General features: G+C 41.5%; 15 protein-coding genes and 1 other annotated feature. Of the genes, 8 read left to right on the top strand and 7 right to left on the bottom strand.

Translation table 11 applies throughout. The annotated features are described in order from the left end of the window. Window positions 1-24: 24 nt before the first annotated feature. Both OZX76_RS00555 and OZX76_RS00550 read right to left on the bottom strand, forming a co-directional pair. Complete coding sequence (locus tag OZX76_RS00555) at window positions 25-681, bottom strand: alpha/beta hydrolase (RefSeq protein WP_277143702.1); 657 nt, start codon at window positions 679-681, stop codon at window positions 25-27. Continuing rightward, the gene (locus OZX76_RS00550) at window positions 678-1,520 is read right to left on the bottom strand and encodes a glycosyltransferase family 2 protein (RefSeq protein WP_277180034.1); all 843 of its coding nucleotides are present in this window, start codon (window positions 1,518-1,520) and stop codon (window positions 678-680) included. Before OZX76_RS00550 ends, OZX76_RS00555 begins: the two co-directional genes overlap by 4 nt. A 144-nt stretch (window positions 1,521-1,664) precedes the next feature. Between OZX76_RS00550 and OZX76_RS00545 the strand changes: the two genes are divergently transcribed. After that, window positions 1,665-2,627 carry a DUF1002 domain-containing protein gene (locus OZX76_RS00545; RefSeq protein ID WP_277180032.1) on the top strand — a complete coding sequence of 321 codons (963 nt, stop codon included), beginning with the start codon at window positions 1,665-1,667 and terminating at the stop codon, window positions 2,625-2,627. Between the two features lie 4 nt (window positions 2,628-2,631). Here the strand turns inward: OZX76_RS00545 and OZX76_RS00540 are convergent, their stop codons facing one another. Continuing rightward, window positions 2,632-3,546: a ribonuclease H family protein gene (locus tag OZX76_RS00540; RefSeq protein ID WP_277180030.1), complete on the bottom strand. Its 915-nt coding sequence runs from the start codon at window positions 3,544-3,546 to the stop codon at window positions 2,632-2,634. A gap of 75 nt (window positions 3,547-3,621) precedes the next feature. Between OZX76_RS00540 and OZX76_RS00535 the strand changes: the two genes are divergently transcribed. Beyond that, window positions 3,622-4,554 carry an alpha/beta hydrolase gene (locus OZX76_RS00535; RefSeq protein ID WP_277180028.1) on the top strand — a complete coding sequence of 311 codons (933 nt, stop codon included), beginning with the start codon at window positions 3,622-3,624 and terminating at the stop codon, window positions 4,552-4,554. Window positions 4,555-4,579: 25 nt separating this feature from the next. Continuing rightward, window positions 4,580-6,037, top strand: a complete 1,458-nt coding sequence (cls, locus tag OZX76_RS00530) for a cardiolipin synthase (protein ID WP_277180026.1) — start codon at window positions 4,580-4,582, stop codon at window positions 6,035-6,037. Between the two features lie 73 nt (window positions 6,038-6,110). On the opposite strand, the gene OZX76_RS00525 is transcribed toward cls, so the two are convergent. Further along, entirely contained in the window at window positions 6,111-6,596 is a 486-nt protein-coding gene (locus tag OZX76_RS00525) for a hypothetical protein (protein ID WP_277180024.1), read from the bottom strand. Window positions 6,597-6,719: 123 nt separating this feature from the next. Then, window positions 6,720-6,961, top strand: a binding site (T-box leader). A gap of 57 nt (window positions 6,962-7,018) precedes the next feature. Between OZX76_RS00525 and asnA the strand changes: the two genes are divergently transcribed. Next, entirely contained in the window at window positions 7,019-8,032 is a 1,014-nt protein-coding gene (asnA, locus tag OZX76_RS00520; protein WP_277180022.1) for an aspartate--ammonia ligase, read from the top strand. Between the two features lie 448 nt (window positions 8,033-8,480). Here the strand turns inward: asnA and OZX76_RS00515 are convergent, their stop codons facing one another. Continuing rightward, entirely contained in the window at window positions 8,481-8,705 is a 225-nt protein-coding gene (locus OZX76_RS00515) for a hypothetical protein (protein WP_277180020.1), read from the bottom strand. Then, complete coding sequence (locus OZX76_RS00510; protein ID WP_277180018.1) at window positions 8,698-8,973, bottom strand: type II toxin-antitoxin system RelB/DinJ family antitoxin; 276 nt, start codon at window positions 8,971-8,973, stop codon at window positions 8,698-8,700. Before OZX76_RS00510 ends, OZX76_RS00515 begins: the two co-directional genes overlap by 8 nt. Before the next feature lie 290 nt (window positions 8,974-9,263). On the opposite strand from OZX76_RS00510, the gene OZX76_RS00505 reads away from it, so the two are divergent. The 3 genes from OZX76_RS00505 to OZX76_RS00495 are packed head-to-tail and all read left to right on the top strand — an operon-like array spanning window position 9,264 to window position 11,239. Further along, the gene (locus OZX76_RS00505; RefSeq protein ID WP_277180016.1) at window positions 9,264-9,968 is read left to right on the top strand and encodes an NAD-dependent protein deacylase; all 705 of its coding nucleotides are present in this window, start codon (window positions 9,264-9,266) and stop codon (window positions 9,966-9,968) included. Continuing rightward, window positions 9,968-10,459, top strand: coding sequence for a methylated-DNA--[protein]-cysteine S-methyltransferase (locus OZX76_RS00500; protein ID WP_277180014.1), 492 nt, complete (start codon window positions 9,968-9,970; stop codon window positions 10,457-10,459). Before OZX76_RS00505 ends, OZX76_RS00500 begins: the two co-directional genes overlap by 1 nt. Further along, entirely contained in the window at window positions 10,460-11,239 is a 780-nt protein-coding gene (locus tag OZX76_RS00495) for a TerC family protein (protein WP_277180012.1), read from the top strand. Here OZX76_RS00495 and OZX76_RS00490 read toward each other — a convergent pair. Then, window positions 11,234-11,593 (bottom strand): DUF488 family protein, encoded by a 360-nt coding sequence (locus OZX76_RS00490; protein WP_277180010.1) that lies wholly within the window; start codon window positions 11,591-11,593, stop codon window positions 11,234-11,236. The two genes, OZX76_RS00495 and OZX76_RS00490, sit on opposite strands and share 6 nt — an antisense overlap. A 42-nt stretch (window positions 11,594-11,635) precedes the next feature. Between OZX76_RS00490 and OZX76_RS00485 the strand changes: the two genes are divergently transcribed. After that, complete coding sequence (locus OZX76_RS00485; RefSeq protein WP_277180008.1) at window positions 11,636-12,268, top strand: DNA-3-methyladenine glycosylase; 633 nt, start codon at window positions 11,636-11,638, stop codon at window positions 12,266-12,268. Window positions 12,269-12,289: the final 21 nt, after the last annotated feature.

The following is a 12,289-nucleotide window of genomic DNA, read 5'->3' as shown; positions in this document are numbered from 1 at the left end:
AAAAAGCCGAGTTTTATCTCAGCTTTACTTGAAAAAGTCTTCCATTAAATTTAACAATTTAAAACTATTTATTGCGTAGCTATTGTGCTTTTGCCGCGGCATGATGAGTAATTGTCCTTGCGGAATTATCTGGCTGTACCAGCGCACATGCTCAACCTTGACCCAATCCTTTTCACCGACAACGCAGTAAGTTGGGATTTTTATTGCCTTCAGACTGTCAACAGACATAAAACTTTCGGTCAATTCCACCTGACTATCACGGTCAAAATGCAAATACCGTAAAACACCTTCTGTTAAATAGTGGTAAGGACGAATGCCATTGCCATTGACAAAAACACTGGCAACCATCAACTTTTTGAAAATATGCTGGTCTTGACTAGCTAGCATCATGGCAACAAGACCACCGGCATCAAAGCCAAAGCAATAACAGCCGCGAATATTAACCTGCTTAATAAAGGCCGCCACATCTTCAACTTCTGTTTGGTAATGCTCGGCAATCTCGCCCTTGCTTAGACCATGACCGCGCATATCCAGCACATAAACCGTGTAATAAAGCGACAGTGGTGCCACCACTTGGTCAAACATTCCACCGTCTAAGTGGTGACCATGAAGTAACAAGAGCGGTGCTCCTTGACCTAATTTATTATAGTAAAGTTCGTTGCCATTAACCTTTTCTCTCATTGTTGATCCCTCTCACTCGCTTCAATTAAGCGCTGACTTTGCTGCTTTTGATGATGTTCATGCCACAGACTGCGGACCACAATTTTAGCCACAATGTAATTGGCCTTAAAGTCATCCGGGATCATTTTTAGGTTAAAATTGTGCACCATACTATCCTTGCGCTGCCAATAATGATAGAGCGGCTGACTATCGCAATAAAAGCCCTCGGTCAATGCCAAGTACTGCACATTGAAAATCTGGTCTTCCATAAACGCCAAGTCTTCCACAAACCGTAAATGGTGCTGGCGCACAACTGCGATGCGATAGCCTTTATTCCACGTATAGCCCTTAACTGGCGTTGCTAAAATACGATTGTTAAATAACGAGCCAAGCGGGTTACTAACAAGTTGATACGTTCTGAACTTTTTCTTCATCCCGTGGACAACCTTTTTAGTTGCCGCAATTGACCCCGGCTTGTTTTCATAATCCAGCCAAAAGCCACACGAAACCATCGCCGCATCTGGATGAGCATGAAAAGCATGCACAAAAAATGCTGTATATCCGGGATCAACCCAATCATCACCATCATGAAAAGTAAAATACGGCGTATCGACATTCTTTAAGCCGACATTACGAGCATCAGACAGACCACCGTTGGGTTTATTAATGATTTTAAAATAACGAAACTTATCTTGGTAACTCTCCGCTATTTTACGTGTATTATCTGTTGAGCCATCATTGACAACCAGCAGCTTAAAGTTCATGTCATTTTGCATGGCTAGGTGATCTAGCGCCCGCGCTAGATACTTAGCAACGTTATACACTGGCATGATGATAGTTAATTCAGGTTGCTCGAGCATAGGTCCTCCTCAATATTATTGTTTATTATACCATCTAACTAAGAAATTAAAAAAAACGTAAAATAAACGACACGAAATCGTAACTTGACCTTTTCCTATGAGCGCCTATTATAATTAAGACATCAAAAAGGAGTTAATATTCTTATGAAAAAAATGTTTTCGATAATAACAATATTGCTAGTAGCGCTTGCCGCGACCTGTGGACTTACCAAGCAGCCACAGGTCCTAAAGGCCGATAGTTTACCAATTGTTTGTTTAGGAACATCGTTAACCGACCCGCAACGTGATGGGACACTGAAGACCTTAACCGCGCCGCTTAATGGTTCTAGTTACCAAACAATTACGATTAACGGTGAAGATCTCGTCAAGTACCTTAATCCTTCTGGCGATAACTTCACGACTGGCTCAGGCGTTTGGTCCAGTGCCATGATCCAGAAGACAGCCAGTGGCAGTGGTATTAACGTACAGATTTTAAATTATAAAGGCAGTAACAACATTACAACTATTACCGCCAACCAATACAAGAACGCCGCTTTAACCGCAGGGATTGCCGATGCCAACATTTATGTTACTAGCGCCACCCCAATTGATGGTTCCGGAGCTCTAGCTGGTGTTTATGCCGCTTATGCTAAGACCGGCGACCATTTAAACCAAAGCCAAGTAAATGCCGCTCAAGATGAGATGGGCACTTTAAGCAAAATTACTAAGGAAAATAAAGGCAAAGATGGCTACACTGATGCCCAATTAAACAATGCGATTGCTGGTGCCAAACAAGAAATGGGCAAAATCGGCAACAACATTTCTGATAGTCAAATCCATGATATTGTTAATAACCAAATTAATATTAATCATCTTGGCAACACAATTAATAACAACCAAAAGCAGCAAATTATTAACGTGCTAATCGAGGTACGTGATTCGGGTGCTCTGAAGAACCATAATTTTAAAGAACAGGCAGCAACCCTTTCTAAAGGAATCGAAAAAAATGCCAAAAATATCTTTAATAAACTCAACACGCAAGAAAACCGCAACTGGTTTGAACAGCTTTGGGACAATATCGCCGGCTTTTTCGGTCATTTGTTTGGCGGCACCATCGTTACCTATTAAATAGTTACATCTGATCCATAAACTTGTTTAAGGTATGGTCAACAAACTCATTACCACGATTATTGGCGTGGCCTTTGGTCCACTCAAATTGAGGATTACTAAACTGGGCAAGCAAACTATCTAGCTCTTGCCAGCCAGCTAAGTTAGCAATTTCCCCCTTGGAACTTTTCTTCCAGCCCCGCTTTTTCCAACTTTTAAGCCAGCCTTTTGTAATTGGATTCAGCACGTATCGTGAATCAAGCACAAATAGCAGTGGCTTGGTATTAAAATTAAGTTCCAGCAGTTTTTTGAGAGCCTGAATTAATGCGGTCAATTCCATCTTATTATTGGTAGCGCCAAACTCACCGTTTGTGCCATAAGTTGACTTAGGTTCCCCGGCTTCCTGCCATTCAATCAGGTAAGCCCACGCAGCCTTATCCGTTGGCCTAACGTGGCCGCCCTTATAATTACCAGTATTGCGGGTCCCGCCATCAGTATAGATTGTCGCAAAATAAGTTTGATCTCTATGCACCTGAGTTTTTTTCTTGGGTGCTTTTTTAATTGGTTGCTTAACCCGCGATTTAGGCTTTGGTGACTGCACCCTAACTTCTTCACTAAAGCGTTGAATTTTAGCAATCGCATTTTGCAAGGTGTCCTCACTCTTGGGGAGTACACTTTTAGTAGTAATTGAGGCGACAGCAGGCTGCTTTACACTAGTTACATGCTTAACCGCTTTGCGTTTAGGCTTAGGCTTAACCTTATGGTTTTTACCTTGCCGATAGATTGTTTTAGGATCTCCACCCATAAATTCAATTGCATCAGCTTCTTGTTTGAAAGACTTGTATATAGCCCCAGAAAACCCGTCAACTTGCTTTTTGGTTGCATCCCACGTACGATAAATTCCGGGAACACGGCCTTTTTTTACTGCATAAAATTTCATATGTACCTCATTATTTACTAAAAAGTTGTTAGCAATGTTAGAATATAATTAATTATTATTTTAAAGGTGAGCGTAATGTTCTTCAATACCAAAAAATATAAGGAAGAAGCGGAAAAAAACCGCAAACATAATCTATCTGAAGAACCCAGTAGGTTTAATATGCTCGCTTTGGCGATTTTGGCCAGCATTGCACCGACTAGACCTCTGCTACATTTGCACAAAAAGCACATCGATGATAAGGCTGTGATTGAAGAAAAGGCTGGCGACTTTGAGCAAGTACCTGTGCTTTACTTTCATGGCTTTCGCGGCGGTGACTACACAACTAACGTCATGATTAAGCAGGCTCTAAAAGATAAGGATAACCCTAAGTATCTCAAGGTGACAATTGATTTACTAGGTAATTTTAAACTCGAGGGCACCTGGACTGGCGACTTAAACCCAATTGTTCAAGTGGTCTTTCGGCAGCGGCTAATCGGCGTGTACGCGATTGACTATTATCTGCGAATGCTACTGCCCTTTTTAGCACAAAAATTTCACTTTAAAAATTACATGGCTGTCGCGCATTCACTCGCCTGCCCATGTGTTGTCCGCACCGAGATGCGCACCTGCCGCAAGAAGAATTTCCCGCGGCTGACCAAGTGCGCCTTTATTGCCGGGCCTTTCGACGGTGTAACTTACATGGGGGACATCCCGAACGTTAACGGTCTTAATGCCAACGGCCGCCCCAATGTAATTAACCCACATTACATTTACCTGCTGCTCAGACGCAAGCGGTTCAACCCCGACATTTCCGTTTTAAACATTTATGGTAACGTCCTTGACAACACTAACAGCGACAAGTTTATTTCCGTTATTTCTGCTAAAAGCATTCGCTACATTCTGGCACCCGGTGCCCATTCATACCACGAAGTTGAAATCCGTGGGCAAAAATACGCCGAGCACAGCTGGATGCATGATAATCCGTTCGTTATCAAAATTGTCGATAAATTTATCGGCCTAACACAGTAACTTTTTATTATTCTGGAGGATTTCCGTGAGTCTACTTCGTGACATTGCGCGTATCATCATTATTGCCAACACTATTCTTGCCTTCTACATCGTCTTTCACAGACGACGGTCGGTTTCTACAACCTGGGCATGGCTAATTATCCTGCTTGTTTTCCCCGTAATCGGGATGACTCTGTATGGCTTTTTTGGTCGTGGAATTTCACAAGAAAATATTTTTGCCATTAATAAACAGCACCACATCGGACTGCGCAACGTGCAAAAGTCAATTACTAAAGCTCCTAAAAAGATTAGCTCATCTGATACTTCTAACAAGGCTAAGATGGTCGTTCACTTCTTCAACCGCCAAGGCGAGTCACCACTAAGTAAGAACAATCAGGTCAAGCTCTATAATGATGGACAGCCAATGTTTGCCGACATGATTCAGGATATTAAAAATGCCCGCGAAACCATTAACGTGGAATTTTATACTTTTTATAACGACGATATTGGCAATGAAATTTTAAATTTATTAATTAAAAAGGCTCGCGAGGGCGTCCGCGTTCGCGTCCTTTATGATGCTTGGGGGTCAATGGGGGCAACCAAGTCATGGTTTAACCAATTGTGCCAAGTCGGCGGGCAAGTATTGCCCTTCGTCACATCGCGCAACATGATTACACGGTACCGAATTAATTATCACCTGCACCGCAAGATTGTAGTTATCGATGGTAAAATTTCGTGGACCGGCGGATTTAACATCGGCGACCAATATTTAGGTCGGAAAAAGAAATTCGGCTACTGGCGCGATAGTCAGGTTCGCATTGTCGGTTCGGCCTCACTCTTACTTCAGGAACGTTTTGTTATGGATTGGAATGCTTCAATCCAAAAAGATAGTCAGTTAATTACCTTTAACCACCTACTCTTTCCCGACTTAGATGAGAACGAAATCCACCCTGGCGACGTTGCCACGCAGATTGTCTCCGATGGCCCAGACCATTACAACGCCAACATGCGTAACGGCGTCATGAAGTTAATGTCGCAAGCTAAAACACGGCTTTGGCTGCAAACGCCTTACCTTATCCCCGATGATGCCATGTTCGCAACCTTGCAGACAATCGCCATGTCAGGCGTTGACTTGCGAATTATGATTCCGTGCAAGCCAGACCACCCCTTCATTTATCGGGCAACGCAGTGGTACGCCAACGAATTATCGCGTTACGGCGTCAAAATTTACATCTACAATCACGGCTTTATTCACGCCAAGACAATTGTGGTTGATGACGACGTTTCAACTGTCGGCTCAATGAACCAAGATTACCGTTCTTATGACCTTAATTTTGAGGACATTGCGATTTTTTATGATAAAAACTTTACTAGCAAAATTGCCCATGCCTTTGAAGAAGACATGAAACAGTCAACTCTGCTTTCACCAGAGATGATCGCTAAACAAGGCCGCTGGCTGCGGACCCTGCAGAGCTTTTCGCGGATGTTATCCCCAATTTTATAATTAAAAAAATAAACTTTTACATTTATCTGTAAAAGCTTAACTCTAAAAGTCATGCCTTAGTGCGTGGCTTTTTTTATAAAATATCTTGCACTTCAATCTGAACATTGTGGCCAATGCGCTTTTTCAAAACAGTAATAATTTGCGTCACTTCTTTAGAAAAGCGCAGGTAATATTGTTGGTGCTTCTTCGTCGTCAAAATACAAATTACCATTTTCTTCTTGAGTTTCGGCACCTTAATCAAAGTTACCATGACAATATCTTTATAGGCAATTGTCCGCCTAAAATAACCCGACACCACTGCCCTTTTCGGTGCTAAACCGGAAAAGCCATCAATAATTCCCATTAATAAAAAGATGGCGAGAAACATGCTCAAGCCCGGATCGCTCTTTTCCAAAAATTCCCACGCAAAACCAGCCCAAATAATTAGCACAGTCCAAACAATTGATGAAGTCCGATAATGTCCCTTCAGGTCAATACTAGCTTGCCAAAACCAACTGTAGCAGCTGTAACCAAGCAGTATTGCATCCAAAAGAAAATATAAAAATGTCGAATTTGCCATAAAAATTCTCCTCGCTATTATTCTTTATTATTATAACAGAGTCGCTTAATTTCGATAGTCATCGTGAATATAATTAATTTTTGCTTGCAATTTTATTAAAAAGAGTGTTAAATATCATTTAACATAAATGCAATGACAAAGACGAGTAAATAATTTATCTCTACTCAGTGAGGTGCAGCTAGTGCAAATGCGCCAGACCCTGAATTATCGAAAAACCCTTTTAGCAGCGCACTGAAATTTTAGAAGAGTAAGTTGCGTCGTCCCCAGTACGTTACCACGCTGGTGAAGCATGTTAGTGCTTCATGAGTTGGCTCAAGTTTTGAGCAATTTAGGTGGCACCGCGGAAAAAGCCTTTCGTCCTATTGAATTATCAATCGGACAAAGGGCTTTTTTCTTTGACCCAATTTTGGAGGTAACTAACCATGACTTTGATTTTACCAGAAAAATATCAGCCAACTTTAACAATTAGAGATACCGAAGCAGCAATCGTGTTTATTCGGGAGCGATTCCAAGACATTTTAGCGCAAAAACTCAACTTGCAACGGATGTCGGCACCAATGTTTGTCGAAAAAGACACGGGACTAAACGACAACTTAAACGGTGTGGAACGTCCCGTCGCCTTTGATGCCAAAGACATGCCTAAGGACGATACAATTGAGATTGTCCACTCACTTGCCAAATGGAAACGCATGGCGCTTAAGAAGTATGGCTTCCGGATGCACGAAGGACTCTACACAAATATGAACGCCATCCGCCGCGACGAGGAGATGGATAATTTCCATTCCATCTATGTTGACCAGTGGGACTGGGAAAGGGTCATTAGCAAAGAAGACCGTACTAGCGAAAACCTGGAAATCACCGTCAACAAGATTTTCGCAGCGATTAAACAGATTGAAGCTGAGTGCGCCTCGCGTTACCCGGCTTCTACTTATCGCCTGCCCGACGAGGTCCACTTTATTACCACGCAAGAATTGGAAGACCGCTGGCCAGATATCAGCCCAGAGGAACGTGAAAACAAGATTGCCAAGGAAGAAAAGGCCGTCTTTTTAATGAAGATTGGTGATAAATTAAATCGTAGTGGTAAGCCACACGACGGTCGTGCACCAGACTACGATGACTGGCAATTAAACGGCGACCTGATCTTCTGGTATGAGCCACTCAAGCAAAAGTTGGAAATTTCTTCAATGGGGATCCGTGTTAGTCCCGAAAGTTTACACGAGCAACTAACAAAGGCCGGCTGCCTTGACCGTGAACAATTACCGTTCCACCAATTACTGCTGAAGGGTGAATTGCCTTACTCAATCGGCGGCGGCATTGGTCAATCGCGCCTGTGCATGTTACTACTAGGCAAGGCCCATATTGGTGAAGTACAAGCCAGTATTTGGCCTAAAGAAATGGTTACGACATGCGCCAAGCATGGCATTCCGCTATTATAAAATGTAAAAAGTTCAACTTAGAAAATCTAAGCTGCTGAATACACTACTTAAATAGTTTGACTAATTCAGCTAACACACCTTGCAATGCAGTTAATAAATTGGTTGCTTGTCTAAGAAAAATGTAAGCTATAAAGAGTTTACACGTTTTCAGTGTAGAAAGACGTACCTGTAAGCTGACTACTTACAACGCGCGGTAGCGGGCCTAAAGCCCGCTTTATCAGCTTTCCTTCTGCTACCAAAGATTTCTTTGACACATAGTTTTAAATTATGTGCCATTTTTTGTGTCAAAATTACTTTTACTAACAAAAAATAGCCTTGAATTACCTGTGCTAAACGTTGATAAATCAAGGTTATTTATAAAAATACTGACTAAAAGACGAAAGATTATCGACTTCAATACTTATACAACCTCAAGTCGCTTAGTTGATTCCATTTTGGTTCTAGCTAATTAATTAAAATAATTCACTATGAGAACTAAATACACTATCATTTTAGACTGCGAATAAATTAATAAATGATCGCCTGCTTGGCCATTAAGATGAATATCAATTATCTTAATGATTATTCCTGCCGGATTGCCTAAACCCATTTTAATTTGTTTAATCAATTTTCGTTTAGCATGAATTGGGTGAGGCTTAAAGTGACTAGAAAAGCCAATTTCTTTTTTATTCATTTAGCAATTCCATTAATTCTTCATAACTATGTGCTTTCGGCAATTTCTTAGTACCATTCATATCTGCTTTTATCTCTGCCAGTGATGCTTGAACAGTTGCACTAAGCTTGGGAATAACATACTGCTTCGGCAAGCCCTCAGTCGCAACTTCAGTTAAACTCATTCTAACAAAATCAGAAATACTCAAACCATGTTTTTCTAATTCTTTACTAGCCTTGGCTTTAATACTCGGATCTATTCTTGCTTCAATTCTTGCTGTTTGTGCCACTACAATCACCTCCCCAATTAAATTGTACCATTATTGTCGTACAAAGCTACAACAAAAATCTACACTATTCAAAGTTTTCCTCCTTATTAAATACTCAAGCACTATTTACGTACCCGCATCTTTATTAAAAAATAGTTTCTTAAATTGACAGCGTAAACTCGCAAGAGCTGCTTTTTATTAACCCCTTAAATTGCAAAACCCCTAGCCTGTTACACTAAACTCATTCATCGCAGCCGCAACTTGTAGTAAACTACAGATAGTAAATTAATTTTAAGAAAGGTGCATAACTGATGATTGACCCAAAACAAATAACTGAATTAAAACATGACATTGACCAAGCCCAGCACATTACATTTCTAACTGGTGCCGGTGTTTCTACTCATTCCGGCATCCCTGATTACCGTTCCAAAAACGGGATTTACGATGGTGTCTCTGAAAGTCCCGAAACTATTTTAAGTAAAGAAACGCTTTATAATCGGCCCGACTTTTTCTACAAATTTGTCATGGATAACATGTACTTCCCCGATGCCAAGCCGAATGCAATCCACCAAAAAATTGCCGAGCTTTGTAACGACAAGGGCGATTTAATTACCCAAAACGTTGACCACCTTGATACAAAGGCTGGCAATCAGCACGTGACCGAATTTCACGGTAGCTTGTATAATATCTACTGCACCAAGTGCCACCAACCTGTTTCCTATACGGAATACGCCAAAAGCTACCGGCATGAGAATTGCGGCGGCATCATTCGTCCCGGTATCGTGCTTTATGGCGAAGCTATCAACGGCGATAATCTATCTAAGTCCGTTAATGCCATGCAAAATTCTGATTTAGTAATTATTTCTGGTACCAGCTTTGTCGTTTATCCGTTTGCCCAGTTGTTGTCTTACCGCCAAAATGGCGCCAAAATCTGGGCAATTAACAAGACTGAAATCCCTGCTGCCGGAATTTCTTCAATTATTGCTGACGCGCTGGACGTTTTTGACCAAATTTAATGCTTTATTATACAAATTTAGCCATTGACCATGTGACTTTTCAATTAGTCGCAGATGAAAGCGGCCTTACTTATGTTGGGCAAACAAACGCAGCAACTTTGCCACTAAGTCACTTTTATCCAGGCGAAAAGTTACTGGCTGACCGGGCGAGACTCACACCTTATGTCCAAGAATTACAGGAATTTTTAACTGGAACTAGGAAAGAGTTCGATGTGCCGCTAAGTATTAGCCAGATAGTCACGCCTTGGCAGCGAAAAGTCCTTGAGCAAGTAAGACAAATCCCTTATGGTCAGACAATCAGTTATCGAGAATTGGCTCAGGCGATTAAGCAGCCGCAAGCTGTTCGAGCAGTGGCTCACGCGGTTGCTCTGAATCCTGTTTTGTTTTTCATCCCGTGCCATCGCGTAATTCATGCCGATGGTACTTATGGTCAGTATCGTCTTGGCAATGATTACAAGAAACACCTCATCAATTTAGAAAAGAGTTTTTAGATGTCAATTATTAAAATGTATGCCCCCTTTTTCAGCGCTAGCAATTGGCTGCACGTCTTAACTAGCGGCAAGGATTGGATGATTATTCTTACCCTGATTTTGATGGAGTGCCTGTTGTCTGTTGACAATGCAGTCGTTTTAGCCGCGCAGACAAAGGTCTTACCTGATAAAAAGCAGCAAGAAAAGTCCTTGTTTTACGGTCTTTGGGGCGCATATATTTTCCGCTTTATCGTTATTGGGATCGGAACTTACCTGATTAATTTTTGGGAGATTAAATTAGCCGGTAGCTTCTACCTGTTTTACCTCGCCATCAAATTTTTCTATGACCAACGCCACCCGCAAAAAGCGGCCACAAAAGAAAAAGCCGAAAAAGAAAAGATTTTGACTCATCAAAAAAAGAAGGGCAAGCATGTCTTGTCCCTCTTTTGGCGCACAGTTATTTCAATTGAAGCAATGGATATTGTCTTTTCAATTGACTCAGTTTTAGCAGCACTGGCCGTTTCCAGCAATCCAGTAGTTGTTCTAATCGGCGGAATGATTGGGATTTTGTGCATGCGGGGCGTAGCCGAAGTCATCATCAGACTGATGGATATTATTCCGGAATTACAACCAATGGCCTACATCTTAATTGGGATTATTGCACTTAAACTGCTACTATCACTGCCGCCATTTAATTACGAACTCCCCAACACACTGTTCGCAATGATTGTCTTTGGCATTCTTTTACTGACGATTGCCTTTCACTTCTGGCGGATTAAACGCCACGGCCATAAACTATAAGGACTGCAGCACATATTCTTTGAGTACAACCGCCTGGTTGTGCTCTTTATTTTTAGCACCATATAAAAACAAGACATCCTGCTTAGTCAGCTGCGTTTTTATTAATTCTAAAAATTGCGGCAGCGCCGGATTTTCCTGTAACTGCGCAAGATATTTTTGCTTAAAAGAGGCAAACTTTGCATCTTCATGATTAAACCATTTGCGCAAGTCGCTACTTGGACCCACTTCTTTTGCCCATTCATCCAAGTTAGCCTTAGCCTTACTCATCCCGCGTGGCCATAACCGATCAACTAAAATTCGGTAACCAGCTGGTTGTTCATGATCATAAATTCGCACTAATTTAATTTCTGTCATTATTATTTCCCTTTTATTTTCAATATTTTACTAGGAAGAAAAATGAATTATTCCACATACTTTACCAACAATTCTACCGCCAAAATCACCGCTGACCTAATCGGACGGCCTTTAACTTACAATGACGGCCAGCATTTAATGGGCGGCTATATCGTTGAAACCGAAGCCTATTTGGGCGCTCGCGATCGCGCCGCGCATTCATATGGCAATCGCCGCAGTCCAGCTAACGAAGGCTTGTACCGCGCTGGCGGCACCATTTATATCTATAGCCAAAGGCAATATTTTTTCTTTGATGTGGCTACACAAGAACTAGATGAACCACAGGGAATTTTAATTAGAGCAATTGAGCCTGCATGGGGCATTGAGCAAATGACTGCCAATCGCGGTGGCAAAAGTGGGGTTTTACTAACCAATGGCCCCGCTAAAATGATGCAGGCCTTTGGTATTCATGATAAACATTGGAACCTACGCTTTTTAGATGATTCACCATTTAGCATCGACCTAGACAATGCTCACAAAAAGCATGCAGCTAAAATCATTGCTGGGCCGCGAGTTGGCATTAATCAATCTGAACCAGAATGGGCACAAAAGCCTTTACGTTATTATGTCGCTGGCAATCCCTATGTTTCAAGAATGAAAAAACGTGATTACACAGAAAATCATGGTTGGAAATAAATTTTTGTTGGTTTCAAAAAG

It is taken from the genome of Lactobacillus sp. ESL0677 (assembly GCF_029392875.1).
Classification (GTDB): domain Bacteria; phylum Bacillota; class Bacilli; order Lactobacillales; family Lactobacillaceae; genus Lactobacillus.
Note: the sequence above shows the minus strand (reverse complement) of the source record. Positions and strands in the feature narration are given on the sequence as shown.